We start from the raw sequence: 14,329 nt of genomic DNA, 5'->3' as shown, positions 1-14,329 counted from the left end.
ACCAAGCCACGTTCAACGACCTCGGCCCTGGACACTACGACAACCGCGCGGGCACCCAACGCGCCATCCGCAACCACATCCGCGGCCTGAACGCCCTCGGCTACCAGGTCACCCTCCAACCCGCCGCATAACCACACCAGCAACCCCTATCCCGGCTCCGCCGGGATGCTGCCGCGCGTACGGGCACGGTCATTTTCGGATTATCCCTCGATCCGCTGGCGGGTCATCTCGACGAGGCGGTGACGCGTGTCGCTGGCAGGTGCGTTCGGGCGGAGCGGCGTGCGACGGCGGCGCAGTTCGTGGAAGGGCTGCTGTCCGAGGTGGCGCGCAAGAACCTGCTGGTCGAGCAGCTCAGCCGCCTCGACGCTGTCCTGGTCACCGACGAGACGGGCTTCCTCAGGAAGGGGGAGGTAACCCACGTGATCCGGCTTGCGCCCTGTCCGAGGGTGGTACGGTGGGTCCCGTTGCAGTTGCTTTCCGAATATTTGTCAGCGTGTGATGGGTAGCTGACCCTCGGCGCTGGTGGTTTCCGGTCATCTCCGGATGTGGGCGATCAACACCGCGACGTCGGGGTCCGCACGGTGTGGGTCCCGAATCCAGCCTCCAAGGAGAAGACATGGCTGTCGGCACTGTGAAGTGGTTCAACGCGGACAAGGGCTTCGGGTTCATCACCCCGGACGGCGGCGGGGCGGACGTGTTCGCCCATTTCTCGGCGATCGCCTCGAACGGCTTCCGCAGCCTCGATGAGAACCAGCGGGTCGAGTTCGACATCACGCAGGGGGCCAAGGGCCCGCAGGCCGCGAACATCCGCGCCCTCTGAACCACCGCCGGCGCGTGCCGTCCATGAACGGAGCATGTCTTGCCTAGGCCGACCGGCGCCCTGCTCACGCCCTTCGTTGCGTTCCGCGCCGACGAGTTCGACGGACTGCACCTCGCGCGTCTTCCGTTTGTGCCGGAGATCCGCCTGTACCTGGCGGATGACGCGATCGTGCTGCGGGCCAGGTTGGAGGCGCGGGTCGGGCCGGGGGTCACGCCGTTCTGGGCGAACGCCTGGGCCGGCGGCCAGGCCCTCGCCCGGTACGTCCTGGACCATCCGCAGGTGGTGGCCGGCCGGCGGGTGATCGACGTGGCGTCCGGCTCCGGGCTGGTCGCCATCGCCGCAGCCAAGGCGGGCGCCGTCGAGGTGACCGCCAACGACATCGACCCGTACGCGCTGGCGGCCGTCGCGATGAACGCCACGGCCAACGCGGTCACGCTGGCGGTGCACGAGGACGATCTGCTCGACGGCGACGGCGGCCCCGCCGACGTGATCCTCGTCGGCGACGCCTTCTACGACCCCGAGATGGCCGCGCGGATGCTGGGGTTCCTACACCGCGCTGCCGACCGCGGCGCGCGTGTCCTCGTCGGTGATCCCGGCCGCGGCCACCTGCCCCACCGATGGCTGACGGTACTGACCAGCTACCAGGTACGCGGCCTGGGCGCCGCCGAGGACGCCGAACTCACCCAGGTCTCGGTGCTCGGCCCCGTCGGGTAGGGGTCAGCGCCCACCGCGGCGAGCGCCCGGCCGGGCCCGGGAGGAGAAGGCCGCCACACCGGATCGCGCCGGTGCGGATCGTGTCGAGGCGCTCGCCGTCGGCTTGCCGCCGCGTCGGCTCCGGCCGTCGTGGGCGGGCTGCGCCTCGTGTCGCGGGCCGGCGGACTGCGGTGCGGGCTGTGGGACCAGCGTCCGTTCCCCCGGGGCGAGTTCACGCAGCAGCGCGTCACCCGGGCGCAGCCGGGTCGTGGTCGCCGTGATGCCCGCCTTGCGCGTCAGCTCCCGCACCTCGGGCACCTGCCCGTCGGTCATCAGCGTGACGACGGTCCCGGCCGCGCCGGCCCGGGCGGTGCGGCCCGAGCGGTGCAGGTACGCCTTGTGCTCCACCGGCGGGTCGGCGTGCACGACAAGGGCCACGTCGTCGACGTGGATACCCCGGGCGGCGATGTCGGTGGCGACCAGCGTGTGCACCTCCCCGGCGGAGAACGCCTGCAGGTTCCTGGTGCGCGCGGCCTGGGCCAGGTTGCCATGCAGCTCGACGGCGGTCACCCCGGCCGCGACCAGCCGGCGGGCGAGGGTTCTCGCGCCCCGCTTGGTACGGGTGAACACCACGGTGCGGCCCGGCGCGGCGGTCAGCTCGACCAGCACGGCGAACCGATCGTCGGCGTGGACGTGCAGGACGTGGTGCGCCATCGCGGCGACCGGCGACAGCGTCGAGTCGACGCTGTGTACGACCGGATCGGTGAGGAACCGCCGCACCAGGACATCGACGCCGGCGTCCAGGGTGGCGGAGAACAGCAGACGCTGCCCGCCGCGCGGGGTCTGCTCCAGCAGCCGCCGTACGGTGGGCAGGAAGCCGAGGTCGGCCATGTGGTCGGCCTCGTCGAGCACGGTGATCTCGACGGCGTCCAGGTGCGCGTTGCCGGCCTCGACGTGGTCGGCGAGCCGACCCGGGCAGGCCACCAGGACGTCGACCCCGGCGCGCAGCCCGGCGATCTGGGGTCGGGCCGCGACGCCACCGAAGATCGTCATCGTGCGCAGCGACAGCGCCTGCGCCAGCGGCGCCATCACGCTGTCGATCTGGGTAGCCAGTTCACGAGTGGGGGCGAGGATCAGCGCCCGGGGGCGCCCGGCCCGCCGTGGCGTGGCGGTGGCGGCCAGGCGGGTCAGCACCGCCAGGACGAAGGCGTAGGTCTTACCCGAACCGGTGCGGCCCCGGCCGAGCACGTCCCGCCCGGCGAGCGCGTCTGGCAGTGTCGCGGCCTGGATCGGGAACGGCCGATCCACCCCGGCCGCGGCCAGCACGCGGTTCAGCGCGTCGGGCACGCCGAGGTCGGCGAAGGTGAGGGAGTCGGGCGAGGTGGTCTGGCGTGGGCGGCGTGCCGCCATGAAGGCTCCGAACGTCGAAGGGACGTCCCGCCCGGCGCTGACCGTTTCGACTGCGGCGCGTGGCGTGGGACATCGAACCCGGCCGCCATGCTGGGCGGGCCGTGCTGTTCAGTCTACTCGAACCCGCTGCCGGGTCCCGCTGCCAGCTGGCAGGCGGTGAACGAGCATCGGCGCCGGCCGCTCAGGGCGCCACGACCTGCCACCGGCTCTGTCCGTCCATCCATGCCCGGGCCAGGATCTCCGCCGACTGCCGGCCCGGGCACTGGTGGATCTTCGACCGGCCGGCGTCGCCGCCGGCTCGGGCCTCGACCTCCCAGGACTCGCCGTCGGTGCGGATGTACACGTCGCGACGCCCTCGCACGGTGCGGTTGCCGTTCCACCAGTGACGCTCGGTTTTCACCCCCCGACCGTATAGCACCAGATCCGAGTTTGGAACGTTGACGATCTTGGTAACCTCTGACCGGCCGGCCGCCCGCCGGTCGACCCATCCAGGGGCGCGCGTCGGACCGAGCCGGACGGCAGGCGGGCCTCCTCCACGTCCTGGGACGGCGCCGTCCAGGGCCGGGACAACTCCCCGGCGGCGCTCGACCGACCCGCGGTGACCGCCGGCACCTGGGTACGCCCCGGCGGCGTGGTCATCGAGCCCACCTTCGCCAACGCCCTCGACGTGCACGTCGGCGACAGCGTCGACATCACCGGCCACCCGCTGCGGGTGGCCGGGACCGCGGTCACCGCCGCCCGGGCCGTCTACCCGCGCGCCGACTGGCGCGCCGATGCGGGCAGCCCCCTGACTGAACGCGCTGGCCTGGTCTGGGCCGACCGTAGCCAACTCGGCGTGCTGGCCGGCGCGCGGCCGCTGTCGTACACCCTGAGCCTGAGAGATACGCGGACCCGCGGGCCAGCACCTCGTTCACCCACATGAGAACCGGCGGGATCGAATACACCAGCTGGACGGGGATCGCCGACGCGAACGGCAGGCTCGTCAAAAAGGCGCGCCTGGCCCTGCTGGTCGGCAGTTGGCTGCTCACCGCCCTCGCGGTGGCCAGCGTCGCCAACATCGTCGCCGGCCGCGTCGTCGACCAACGCCGCCGGGTGGGACTACTCAAGGCCGTCGGCGCCGGACCGGCCATGATCGCCGCCGTCCACCTCGCCGAATACCTCGTCGTCGGGCTCGCCGCCGCCGGCACCGGCCTGGCCGGCGGCTGGCTCGCCGCACCCGCGCTGACCAACCCCGGCGCCGGGCTCCTCGGCTCCACCGGCACCCACCCGCCCGCGCTACGCACCGTGCTCGCCGCCACCGTCCTCGCCCTCGCGATCGCCGCGGCGGCGACGCTGGCACCCGTGCTACGCGCCGCCACCACCGACACCGTCCACGCGCTGGCCGACGCCGCCACGCCTCCGCGTCGCCGCGGGTGGCGCGTCTGGCTGTCCCGCCGGATGTCCACCGCCCTGCTGATCGGGGTACGCGTCAACGCCCGCCGCCCCCGCCGCGCCCGCCTCGTCATGGTGAACGCCCTGATCACCACGGCCGGGCTCGCCGCCCTGCTCATGGGCCTGGCGCAGGACCCGCGGGTCAAGCTCGGCGAGACGAAACTGGTCAATCCCCAGAGCACCCGAACCCTCGAGGCCATGTTCCTCGTCGTCGTGGTGCTGTGTGTCCTCGCGCTCATCAACGCCGTCGTGAGCACCTGGGCCGCGGTGCTCGACGCCCGCCACCCCCTGGCCGTCGCCCGTACACTCGGCGCCACCCCCGCACAGGTGACCGCGGGCATGGCGGTGGCGCAGCTTCTTCCCGCGATACCCGGCGTCGCCCTCGGGGTCCCGGCCGGCATCGGGCTGTATCTGGTTGCCAGTACCGGCGACCAGCAGTACGCACCCGTGTCCTGGATGTTTGCCCTGGCACTCACGGTCCTGCTCGCCGCCGCCGCACTCACCGCCATCCCCGCCCTGGCCGCCACCCGCCGCCCGGTCGCGGACGCCCTCCAATCCACACCGACCTGACCGGCCGCCAACGGCCGACAGCCCGCCCGCGGCACCACGACGAGCGGATCCGCCGGGCAGGACGCAGTCGCGGGGATCAGGCCGACACGAAGTAGCGCAGCCACAGGTACGGCACGGCCAGCCCGACGGTGACCAGGGTGACCAGGATGCCGTAGCGGGTGAACTGCCAGAAGGTGATCCGCTGTCCCGCGCGTTCGGCCAGGCCGAGCACGACGACGTTGGCGGAGGCGCCGACGGCGGTGGCGTTGCCGCCGAGGTCGGCGCCGAGCGCGAGGGCCCACCACAGCACCCGGGACTGCTCGGCGCCGCCCTGGGCGTGGGCCAGGTCGGCGACGACCGGGCTCATGGTCGCCACGTACGGGATGTTGTCGACGATCGCGGACAGTGCAGCGGATCCCCACAGCAGCACCATGGACGCGGGTAGCAGCCGGCCGTCGGTGGCGTCATCACCGCCGCCGGTGGCCTGGTGTGGAGTGCTCCCGAGGAGTGGACGCCGGGCGTCGCCGTGGCCGTCGGGATGGTCAACGGCCTGCTGTGGAACCGGTCCGTGCGGGCGGCGGTGCTGCCCTCCCACGTGCGGTTGCGACGGGTGCCGGTGGTGCCGATCGTCGTGGTGCTGGTGCTGGCCATCCCGCTGGTGGGGCAGGCGCTCACCCAGCGCGACGGCGCGCGGAGCACCTTCTCGCCGCCGATCTTCAACCAGCCGCTACCCCAGCGGGTGCCCTACGCGGTGATCCTGCTCGCCGGCCACAATTCCGCGTACGACGGCCGGCCCGCCGCGGATCCGAACGTGGAGCGGTACTCGTACAACGGCCTGGACTCGGGTGGCCGTCCGCTGCCGTACCGGTCGACCGCCACCCACCGGTCGCTGGCGTCCAGCGCGCAGCTGCTCGCCGTGCAGGTCGAGGCGGTGCACCGGCGCACCGGCCGGCCGATCGCCCTGGTCGGGGAGAGCGAGGGGGCGATGGTGGCCCGTACCTACCTACGGAACCCGCCGAAACCACCGGTGACGGCGCTGGTGATGCTCAGCCCGCTGGTCCGCACCGGCCGCGCGTACTACCCGCCACCGAACGCCGACTCCGGCTTCGGCGTGGCCACCGGCTGGCTGCTACGCGTCATGTACGCACTCGCGAGCGTCGGCTCGACAACCGACGACCACCCGGACGAGCCGTTCATCCGCTCGTTCCTGGAGGACGCGCCGTTCTACCGCTTCCAGACCCTGTGCCCGATTCCAGGCGTGCGGGTGGTCGCCTTCCTGCCGATCGTCACCGCGGCCGAGTCCACACCAGGTCCGTTCACCAAGATCCCCGTGGTCGAGGTGCTGTCCCTCCACGTCGAGCTGCTCGGCCGGCCGATGGTGCACGACGAGGTGATCGACTTCCTCGCCGGAGCGGACGTCAGCCGCGTCCGTAGCGAGTACGGCCTGCTGCAGCGGCTCGGGGCAGCCTGGCAGGCACCCCTCCTGACGGTCAACGCCAACCCGGTCTGGCGGTCCAAAGCGCCACCCGGACCAGCGTTCTCATCGGCCCGGATCTGTCGGACGGCCCCGTGAGAACCGACTGACGGCTGGCTTCCCGGGTGGCGGTGCCCCCGGCTCATATGCTGTCAGGGCCCCCGCAGCGGGTATCATGCATCAGGCTCGCGGGAGTTCGGGCGGTCGTCTAGAGGAAGTTTGGAGCTATGTCGGCGGCGCACAGGGCATCCGCTGGGGTCGCCGACAACGACGTCTCGAAGAAGGACGTGATCGTCCAGAGGCTTCGTGAGGAGATCGTGTCCGGGGTCATCGCGCCGGGGGAGAAGCTCTCAGAGGCGCGCCTTGCGGAGCGGTTCGGGGTCAGTCGGATGCCGGTGCGTGAGGCGTTCAAGGAGCTCGAAGGGGCCGGATTCGTCTCGATCGAGCGTCGCCGTGGCACCTTCGTCAAGAGCCTCAGCCGACACGAGATCCTCGATCTCTTCGAGGTGCGTGAGGCGGTCGAGGGGATGACCGCCCGGCTGTGCGCGAACCGCGCCAGCAACCAGCTCATCGCCCGGATCGACGAGGTGATGGCGTCGATGCATGACTGTGTCGAGGCTGGCGACACCGACGGCTACAGCGCCATGGACGCGCGGTTGCACGAACTCATCACCGAGGGCGCCGGGAACGAACGGTTGAGCGACCATTACCGGTTGCTGGTCCAGCACCTGAACCGCGGCCTGCTGTCGTCGATCGTGACCAGGCGGGAGGGGCGGATGCGGCGGTCGCTCGCGGAGCACCGCGCCCTGGTGTACGCCATCCGCGCGCGGGACGCCGATGCGGCGGAGGAGGCCATGCGTGCCCACGTGCAGCGCGGCCGCCTCGAACTCCAGGACGAGTTCACGGCGAAGTTCGGTCGCTGACCGGTCCGGTGCCCTCCGCGCTCGTTCCCGGCGCGGCCAGGGAGGGGCCCCCGTCGCCGGACGTGAGCGGCGGCCCGACGCGTACGCCGACGGCTCAGGCGGGGGCGAGCCGGCGCCATCCCGCACGCGAGCCCAGCCCAGCGCCGGAGTGCCAGCTGCGCAGCAGGTACGCGGCGCCGCCGACGGCGAACGCGTCCGCGACCGCTGATCGCGCGCCCGGGCAGGAGTGTGCGCGCCGTCTCGCCGTCCTCGGCCGGTGAGGCCTAGCCGGCCTGGCCGGTCCTCGCTTCCGCCGCCGTTTCCGTGCCGCCGCCGAGCCGGCGTGGCCAGCGGCAGGTCATCCGGAGTTGGGGTCGGGTCAACCTCTTGACAACTGGTATGTCAGATCAGCAGTATCTGGTGCACGTCGTGGCGTTCCCCCAGCCAAGACGCTTGCATCTGACATACCAGTCTCTTCACCGGTCCGTGTCACCCCCCTGTCACCCGAACGGGCGGCAGCCGACGAAAGGGCTTCGCATGCGTACCAAGATCGCGATCGTGTCAGCCGTTACCGCCATACCCCTCGCCCTCTCGGCGTGTGGGTCCCCGGGCGACGGAGCGGCAGCCGACGGGACCAAGAGCATCGGTTTCATCTCCCAGGCCCCCCGCAACGACGGCGGGTTCACCCAGTTCGGCCTGGCCGGCGTGAACGCGGCGATCGAGGCCGACAAGAGCCTCAAGCTGTCCTCCATCGTCGACAACGCCGCCAACTCACAGGAGCAGATCCAGGGCCTGGAGTCGCTGGCCGCGAAGAACCAGATCGTGGTCGCCGACGGCGCCTCGTTCAACAAGGCCGTCGCGGTCGTGGCGCCGAAGTATCCGAAGGTGCACTTCATCCTGGTGGCCGCCGACCTCGACGCCTACGCCGAGAACGTGACCTCGGTCACCGCCGCCGTCGGATACAACGCCATCGTCGTCGGGGCCGTCGCCTCGGGCCATTCCCGGACCAAGAAGCTCGGGATGATAGCCGGCCTTGAGGTCCCCTCCACCACCGCCTGGTACCACGGCATGGTCCAGGGTGCCGCCCTCGAGAACCCGAAGACCAAGGTCGTACAGACCTATACCGGCGATTTCAACGATGTCGGCAAGGCCAAGCAGGCCGCCGAAGCCATGATCGCCGCTGGTGTGGACTCGATCCTGTCCGACCTCGACAGCGGCTCCGGGGGCGTCTACCAGGCCGCCGGCGGGGCGGCCAGCCCCACCGACGTGTACGACGTCTTCGCCCTGCACTGCGACTCGAGTCCCCACATCATCGGCTCCGGCGTCGTGAGCTGGTCCGACATCCTGAAGAACGCTGTCGCCGACGCCGCCGCCGACAAGCTGCCGGCCGGCGCCATCAGCTACGGCCTGGGCACCGGCGCGCTGCGGTTCGAGTTCTGCCCAGGCAAGGGGACGGCCGAGGAGAAGGCGCTCGTCGAGAAGATCACCAAGGACATCACCGACGGCAAGATCGTCGCCGACAAGGGCGTTCTCCTTCCCAAGCCGGCCTACCACTTCGAGCAGCGTTAGGCCGCCGTCGATGAAGACTCGTCCCGATCCTGGCCCCGCCCGCCGCGGCGCGGACACCGGAGCTTCCGCTCTCCGGCTCACCGGAGTGACCAAGAGGTTCGGCTCCTTCGTCGCCAACGACGCCGTCGACCTCGACATCGCCTGGGGTGAGATCCACGCCCTCCTCGGCGAGAACGGTGCGGGCAAGACGACGCTCATGCGGATCGTCACCGGCCTCTACACCCCGGATGAGGGTGGCATCGAGCTCGACGGAGAGCCGGTGCGGTTCCGCAAGCCCGAGCACGCCCTGCGGGCCGGAATCGGGATGGTCCACCAGCACTTCACGCTGGTACCGACCCTGACCGAGTTGGAGAACCTCGCCATCGCACCCGCCGCCCTTCCGTGGCGCAACGGTCTGACCGAGGCGCGCCGTCGGTCGCAGGAGGTGGCTGCGGCAACCGGCCTGCGGATCGCGCCCGACCGGTTGGTCGCCGACGCGTCGGTGGGGGAGCGGCAGCGACTTGAGATCGTCAAGCTCCTCTGTCGCGGCGCCCGGATCCTGATCTTCGACGAGCCGAGCGCCGCGCTGAGCCCGGGCGAGTGGGACGAACTCGCCAACCTGATGCGGCGGCTCGCCGCCGACGGTCACGCGATCATCCTGATCTCGCACAAGCTCTCAGAGGTCTTCAGCGTCGCGGACCGGTACACCGTGCTGCGCCGAGGCGCGGTGAGCGGTTCGGGAACCATCGCGGAGGCGACCCCCGACCACCTGGTGACCCTGATGGTCGGCGATCGAATGGCCGACCGTCCGCCGCTTCCCGCCGGCACGCCGGGTCCCGCCGTCCTCACCGTCCGTGGCCTCGACGTCGCTCGGGACGACAGCCAGCCGGCCGGCCCGAAGGTGCTCCAGGGCATCGACCTCGAGGTGCGTCGAGGCGAGATCCTGGGGATCGCCGGGGTGGCCGGTAGCGGTCAGTCCGAACTCGTCGAGGTGCTCATGGGCATCCGGCGAACGCTGTCGGGCGCCATCGAGCTGGCGGGGCGGCCATTCACCCACCGGTCGCCGCGAGGGTTCTTCGGAGCCGGCGGAGCGGTGATTCCGGAGGACCGGCACCACGCGGCGATCGTCCCCGGGATGGCCCTCTGGGAGAACATCACCCTACGGTCGCTGCGTCGCGCGCCGCTGAACAGGCGAGGACTGCTCGACATCCGTGCGGCGTCCGCCGAGGCGCGCCGGCTGATGGACGAGTTCGACGTGCGCGCCGACAGCGAGCACCTGCCGATCGGGCGGCTCTCCGGCGGAAACCAGCAGAAGGCGGTCCTCGCCCGGGAACTCTCGGGAAACCCGGCCCTGCTGATCGCCGCACAGCCCGTGCGGGGCCTCGACGTACGGGCGGCGGACTTCGTCTACCGGAGCCTCGTCGCGCACCGCGAACGCGGCGGTGCCGTGCTGCTCATCTCCATGGACCTCGACGAGGTCATCTCGATGTCCGACCGGATCGCGGTGCTCGCCCACGGGCGCATCCAGGGCATCGTCGACGCCGCGAAGGCCACCCGCGCCAGCCTCGGCGCCCTCATGACGTCGTCCGGAGATGCCCAGTGATGCTTTCGAAAGACCTGATCATGCGGCTGCTCGTGCAGGTGGGAGTGGCCCTGGCGGCACTGGTCGTCGGCGTGCTCCTGCTGGCGGCGATCGGAGTCGCACCGCCCGACGCGTTCCACGCCTTCTGGAGCGGCACGTTCGGAACGCCGACCAACGCCGGTACGACCCTGACCCAGGCCGTGCCGCTGCTCCTGGTCGCGCTGGGCTGGATCCTGACCACCCGGGCCGGACGCCTGCACGTCGGCTTTCCCGGTCAGATCCTCGCCGGTGGATCCCTGGCCACGGCGGTCGGGCTGCAGTGCGGTAACCTGCCGGGCCCGCTCGCGGTGCTGCTCACCGCCGTCGCCGGCATCGTCGGCGGGGCACTCTGGGCGGGCCTGACCGCCTGGTTGTGGGCCTCGCGCGGGGTGCTCGAGATCGTGTCGTCGCTCCTGCTCAACCTGGTCGCGATCCAGGTCGCGAACTGGTTGGTCCGGGGGCCGCTGCAGGGCTCCCTGGACGGTCAGCCACAGTCGGCGAACTTCCCGGCAGCCGCGCTGTGGCCGAGCGTCGAGTCGATCCCCGGCCGCACCCTCTCGTACGACGTGGTGCTCCTCCCGGTGTGCGCGATCGCCGTGGTGCTGCTGCTGTCCCGTACCGCGTTCGGCTTCCGCCTGCGGGTGGCCGGCGGCAACCAGGAGGCCGCTCGGTGGTCGGGCATCGATCCGGTTCGCGAAGGGGTCGCGGCCATCGTGATCTCCGGCGGGTTCGCCGGTCTCGCGGGCGCCGCGCTGCTCTTCGCCGGTTCCGCGCCCTGGATGAGTGACGGATTCGAAGCCGGCGTCGGCTTCAACGGCATCGCGGTCGCCCTGCTGGCGCGCAACTCACCGGTCGGCGCGGTCGCCACCGCCGTCGTGTTCTCCGCGCTGAACGTCGGGGGGACCGCCATGCAGGCCCAGTTGGATGTGCCCTCCTCGCTGGCCTCGGTTCTCCAGGGCGCCGTCATCGTGCTGGTCCTGGTGGCGGCCGTGGTCCTGCGTGGCAGGACGCGGGCGCCGTCCGCGGCCAAGCCCGCCCCCGCCCGTCGACGGTCCCGCGTCGTCGCCCGCAGCGCTGCCCGGACCGAGGAGGCCTGAGATGGGAATCTTCGACGTCGCGTTCCTCGTCTCGGCGATCACGATCGCCGCCCCGATCCTGCTCGCCGCCACCGGGGAACTCGTCTCCGAGCGGGCCGGCGTACTGAACGTCGGGCTCGAAGGCGTACTGCTCGTCGGCGCCTTCGGCGGCTACCTCGTGATGGCCGGCACCGGGAACATCGCGGTCGGTTTCCTCGGCGGCATCGTCGGCGGCCTGCTCTTCGGGGCGCTGATGGGCGTGCTCGCGATCGAGACCAAGGTCGACCAGATCGTCTCCGGCATCGCGCTGACCCTGCTCGGCTACGGCCTGACGGCGTTCCTCAACGACGACGTCTTCAGCGAGCCACGCGCCTTCGCCCCGCTGCCCCGGCTCGAGATCCCGGTGCTCTCGGACGTGCCCGTCCTCGGGCCCGCCCTGTTCACCCAGGACGCCTTCATCTACGCCACGGCCGTCGTCGTCGTCCTCGTGGCCCTGGCGCTGACCCGGACGACCTGGGGCATCAACCTGAAGGCGACCGGCGAGAGCCCGGTATCGGTCGACGCTGCCGGCGTCAGCGTCCGTGGGCTGCGCTGGGCCGGCGTCCTCTTCTCGGGGGCCTGTGCCGGAGCGGCGGGCGCGTACATCTCCATCGGCGACGTCGGTGTCTTCCGCGAGGCCATGACCGGCGGGCGCGGCTATCTGGCGATCGCCGCCGTCCTGTTCGGCGGCTGGCGGCTGAGCGGGCTGGGCCTGGCCGTCGCGATCTTCGCGGTCACCGACGCCACCCAGTTGCGGCTGCAGGCCGTCGGCGACATCCCTCGTGAGGTGTGGATCGCCGCGGCCCTGCTCATCCTGGTTGCTCTCGGCACCCGGCGCGTCCGGGGCGCGGCGGCCGCCACCCGCCTCGACCGGCGGCGGGCCGGCGCCGGCGAGCTTGCCGGCCTGGCCGTGGTCGCGGTGCTGGTCGTGCTCGCCATCGTCCGACCGGCCGTGACGTTGCCGGTGTCCCTGTGGCTCGCCATGCCGTACGTGCTGGCGCTCGTCGCCCTCGCCGCCGAGGGCAGACGGCGGCACAAGGCGCCGGAGGCGCTCGCCGTTCCCTATCTGCGAAGTGAGGTCTGACTTTGATCACCGACGTGCACACGCACTTCTGGACTCGGGAGCACCAGTGCTCTCCCTGGACGGACGGGCTGGGGCGGGTGTCGAAGACGCTGGCCTCCGACGAGATCGACCTGGTCACGGTGGAGTCCTACCGCCGGGGTGTGGCGCCCGCCGAGCGGACGATCGTCTTCGGGCTCCAGGCGCAGGCCTCCGGGATCATGGTCCCCAACGATGCCGTCGCCGCATTCGTACGGGAAGTCGGTGGTCAGACCGTCGGCTTCATGTCGGTGGACCCGACCCGTCACGACGCGGTCGACGAGGTGGAGCGCTGCCACGCGGACCTTGGGCTGGTCGGCATCAAACTGGGGCCGATCTACCAGGGAACCTCGCCGCTGCACCCCATGACGATGCGGGTCTTCAAGACCGCGGAGCGGCTCGGCCTGCCGGTCATGATCCATCAAGGCGCGATCTTCGCGAACGCCGGCCGGCTGCCCGACGCCAACCCGCTGCTGCTCGACGACGTGGCATCCACCTTCCCCGACCTGCGGATCGTGGTCGCGCACATGGGTCACCCGTGGATCTACGAAACCGTCGTCGTGATGCGCCGGCACCCCAACGTCTTCGCCGACACGTCCGCGATCGCCAGCCGCCCGACGGTGTTGGCGAACGCCTTCTCGGCCGCCAAGGAGTACGGCGTCCTCTCCAAGGTGCTCTTCGGCAGCGACTCCCCGATGGTGGCCGCGGCCAGCGCCGCCGCCGCCCTCGAACGGGTCGTCGCGCGGATGCGGCAGATCGCGCACACGCCCATCACCGACGAGGAACTGTACGGGATCCTGCACCGCCCCTCCTTCGACCTGCTCGGCATCGAGGCACCCGCGGCGTCCCCGCCGAGCCTGCCGACCGCGCTGACCCGAACTGCCTGCTGACCGTCTCCCGGAGAAAGCCATGACTACGAACCAGACCACGCATCCGTCGGTGTTCCTGGACGCCGCGGCCGTACTCGACGGCCCGCTCCCCGTCGAGATCTCGATGGAGCCGATCCTCCAGGGGGCGCCGTTCGCCTACGAGAGGGTCCTGTACGACGCTGCCGGCTCGTTCTTCGCCGTCTGGGCCTGCGACGCCGGTGTCTACCCCCGCGTGAAGGACAAGCGGGGCTCGTTCATGTACATCATTTCCGGCGAGGCCACCATCACGGACGAGGACGGCACCTCCCACGAGCTGACCGCCGGCAGCGTGATCGTGCTGCCGTACGGCTGGGTCGGTGCCTGGGACATCCGCGAGACCATCCGGAAGGTCTACCTGCACACGACCCCGGTGCCGCCGTACCGCGAGGGTGTGCAGCCGTCCGCCTTCCTGGGCGCGGTCGACGTGCTCGAAGGTGACCTGCAACTCCCGGTGGCGGAGGGAGGGGCCTCCTGGGCGCCGCCGGTCGCCGAGACCGTCGTGTTCGACGGCCCCGACGGCAGGTGCGCCGTCCAGGAGCGCGGACCGGGGGTGTACCGGCGGGCGGCGGCCGAGGGGGCCTCCTACCTGTACGTCATCTCCGGCGAGGCCACCATCGCGGACGAGGACGGCACCTCGCACGAGTTGACCGCCGGCAGCGCCGTCGCCCTGCCGGACGGCTGGGCCGGCACCTGGGACATCCGCACCACGATCCGCACAGTCCACGTCGACACCGCACCGATCGCCGACAAGTGATCGGG

At 71.5% G+C, this 14,329-nt stretch carries 16 protein-coding genes; 12 read left to right on the top strand and 4 right to left on the bottom strand.

The genetic code is table 11. From position 1 onward, the window contains the following. Positions 1-200: 200 nt before the first annotated feature. A complete protein-coding gene (locus tag ABGB16_RS28030; RefSeq protein WP_347671089.1) occupies positions 201-419 on the bottom strand; it encodes a hypothetical protein in 219 nt (72 codons plus the stop codon). A 197-nt stretch (positions 420-616) separates the two neighbouring features. On the opposite strand from ABGB16_RS28030, the gene ABGB16_RS28025 reads away from it, so the two are divergent. Both ABGB16_RS28025 and ABGB16_RS28020 read left to right on the top strand, forming a co-directional pair. Beyond that, on the top strand, positions 617-820 hold the full coding sequence (locus ABGB16_RS28025) for a cold-shock protein (protein ID WP_347671088.1): 204 nt from the start codon (positions 617-619) through the stop codon (positions 818-820). A 39-nt stretch (positions 821-859) separates the two neighbouring features. Further along, positions 860-1,534, top strand: a complete 675-nt coding sequence (locus ABGB16_RS28020) for a 50S ribosomal protein L11 methyltransferase (protein WP_347671087.1) — start codon at positions 860-862, stop codon at positions 1,532-1,534. A gap of 3 nt (positions 1,535-1,537) precedes the next feature. On the opposite strand, the gene ABGB16_RS28015 is transcribed toward ABGB16_RS28020, so the two are convergent. Further along, complete coding sequence (locus ABGB16_RS28015) at positions 1,538-2,923, bottom strand: DEAD/DEAH box helicase (RefSeq protein WP_347671086.1); 1,386 nt, start codon at positions 2,921-2,923, stop codon at positions 1,538-1,540. Positions 2,924-3,104: 181 nt separating this feature from the next. Continuing rightward, positions 3,105-3,323: a hypothetical protein gene (locus tag ABGB16_RS28010; RefSeq protein WP_347671085.1), complete on the bottom strand. Its 219-nt coding sequence runs from the start codon at positions 3,321-3,323 to the stop codon at positions 3,105-3,107. Between the two features lie 198 nt (positions 3,324-3,521). Here ABGB16_RS28010 and ABGB16_RS28005 point away from each other — a divergent pair, with 198 nt between their 5' ends. Beyond that, positions 3,522-3,845 carry a hypothetical protein gene (locus ABGB16_RS28005; RefSeq protein WP_347671084.1) on the top strand — a complete coding sequence of 108 codons (324 nt, stop codon included), beginning with the start codon at positions 3,522-3,524 and terminating at the stop codon, positions 3,843-3,845. Next, a complete protein-coding gene (locus ABGB16_RS28000) occupies positions 3,842-4,924 on the top strand; it encodes an FtsX-like permease family protein (RefSeq protein ID WP_347671083.1) in 1,083 nt (360 codons plus the stop codon). The genes ABGB16_RS28005 and ABGB16_RS28000 overlap by 4 nt, the downstream gene beginning before the upstream one ends. A gap of 76 nt (positions 4,925-5,000) precedes the next feature. Here ABGB16_RS28000 and ABGB16_RS27995 read toward each other — a convergent pair whose 3' ends face one another. Continuing rightward, positions 5,001-5,498, bottom strand: coding sequence for an SLC13 family permease (locus ABGB16_RS27995; protein ID WP_347671082.1), 498 nt, complete (start codon positions 5,496-5,498; stop codon positions 5,001-5,003). On the opposite strand from ABGB16_RS27995, the gene ABGB16_RS27990 reads away from it, so the two are divergent. The 8 genes from ABGB16_RS27990 to ABGB16_RS27955 all read left to right on the top strand — a co-directional run bounded on the left by ABGB16_RS27990 (position 5,391) and on the right by ABGB16_RS27955 (position 14,324). Next, on the top strand, positions 5,391-6,476 hold the full coding sequence (locus ABGB16_RS27990) for a hypothetical protein (RefSeq protein WP_347671090.1): 1,086 nt from the start codon (positions 5,391-5,393) through the stop codon (positions 6,474-6,476). The two genes, ABGB16_RS27995 and ABGB16_RS27990, sit on opposite strands and share 108 nt — an antisense overlap. 128 nt (positions 6,477-6,604) lie before the next feature. Then, the gene (locus ABGB16_RS27985) at positions 6,605-7,300 is read left to right on the top strand and encodes a GntR family transcriptional regulator (RefSeq protein WP_347671081.1); all 696 of its coding nucleotides are present in this window, start codon (positions 6,605-6,607) and stop codon (positions 7,298-7,300) included. Positions 7,301-7,837: 537 nt separating this feature from the next. Next, positions 7,838-8,848, top strand: a complete 1,011-nt coding sequence (locus tag ABGB16_RS27980; RefSeq protein WP_347671080.1) for a BMP family ABC transporter substrate-binding protein — start codon at positions 7,838-7,840, stop codon at positions 8,846-8,848. 85 nt (positions 8,849-8,933) lie between these two features. After that, complete coding sequence (locus ABGB16_RS27975; protein ID WP_347671079.1) at positions 8,934-10,430, top strand: ABC transporter ATP-binding protein; 1,497 nt, start codon at positions 8,934-8,936, stop codon at positions 10,428-10,430. Continuing rightward, the gene (locus ABGB16_RS27970) at positions 10,430-11,545 is read left to right on the top strand and encodes an ABC transporter permease (protein WP_347671078.1); all 1,116 of its coding nucleotides are present in this window, start codon (positions 10,430-10,432) and stop codon (positions 11,543-11,545) included. Before ABGB16_RS27975 ends, ABGB16_RS27970 begins: the two co-directional genes overlap by 1 nt. A gap of 1 nt (position 11,546) precedes the next feature. Continuing rightward, positions 11,547-12,647 (top strand): ABC transporter permease, encoded by a 1,101-nt coding sequence (locus ABGB16_RS27965; protein ID WP_347671077.1) that lies wholly within the window; start codon positions 11,547-11,549, stop codon positions 12,645-12,647. A gap of 2 nt (positions 12,648-12,649) precedes the next feature. Continuing rightward, a complete protein-coding gene (locus tag ABGB16_RS27960) occupies positions 12,650-13,552 on the top strand; it encodes an amidohydrolase family protein (RefSeq protein WP_347671076.1) in 903 nt (300 codons plus the stop codon). Positions 13,553-13,571: 19 nt separating this feature from the next. Then, entirely contained in the window at positions 13,572-14,324 is a 753-nt protein-coding gene (locus ABGB16_RS27955) for a cupin domain-containing protein (protein ID WP_347671075.1), read from the top strand. Positions 14,325-14,329 lie beyond the last annotated feature (5 nt).

Source organism: Micromonospora sp. B11E3 (assembly GCF_039871625.1).
Classification (GTDB): Bacteria; Actinomycetota; Actinomycetes; order Mycobacteriales; family Micromonosporaceae; genus Micromonospora.
This window is presented reverse-complemented; position numbering and strand designations above follow the sequence as displayed.

Excerpts from the sequence above, each read along its gene's own strand:
- ABGB16_RS27955 (WP_347671075.1), top strand. The coding sequence starts at position 13,572 with ATGACTACGAACCAGACCACGCATCCGTCGGTGTTCCTGGACGCCGCG.
- ABGB16_RS28000 (WP_347671083.1), top strand. The coding sequence starts at position 3,842 with ATGAGAACCGGCGGGATCGAATACACCAGCTGGACGGGGATCGCCGAC.
- ABGB16_RS27970 (WP_347671078.1), top strand. The coding sequence starts at position 10,430 with ATGCTTTCGAAAGACCTGATCATGCGGCTGCTCGTGCAGGTGGGAGTG.
- ABGB16_RS28025 (WP_347671088.1), top strand. The coding sequence starts at position 617 with ATGGCTGTCGGCACTGTGAAGTGGTTCAACGCGGACAAGGGCTTCGGG.
- ABGB16_RS27965 (WP_347671077.1), top strand. The coding sequence starts at position 11,547 with ATGGGAATCTTCGACGTCGCGTTCCTCGTCTCGGCGATCACGATCGCC.
- ABGB16_RS27985 (WP_347671081.1), top strand. The coding sequence starts at position 6,605 with ATGTCGGCGGCGCACAGGGCATCCGCTGGGGTCGCCGACAACGACGTC.
- ABGB16_RS28015 (WP_347671086.1), bottom strand. The coding sequence starts at position 2,923 with ATGGCGGCACGCCGCCCACGCCAGACCACCTCGCCCGACTCCCTCACC.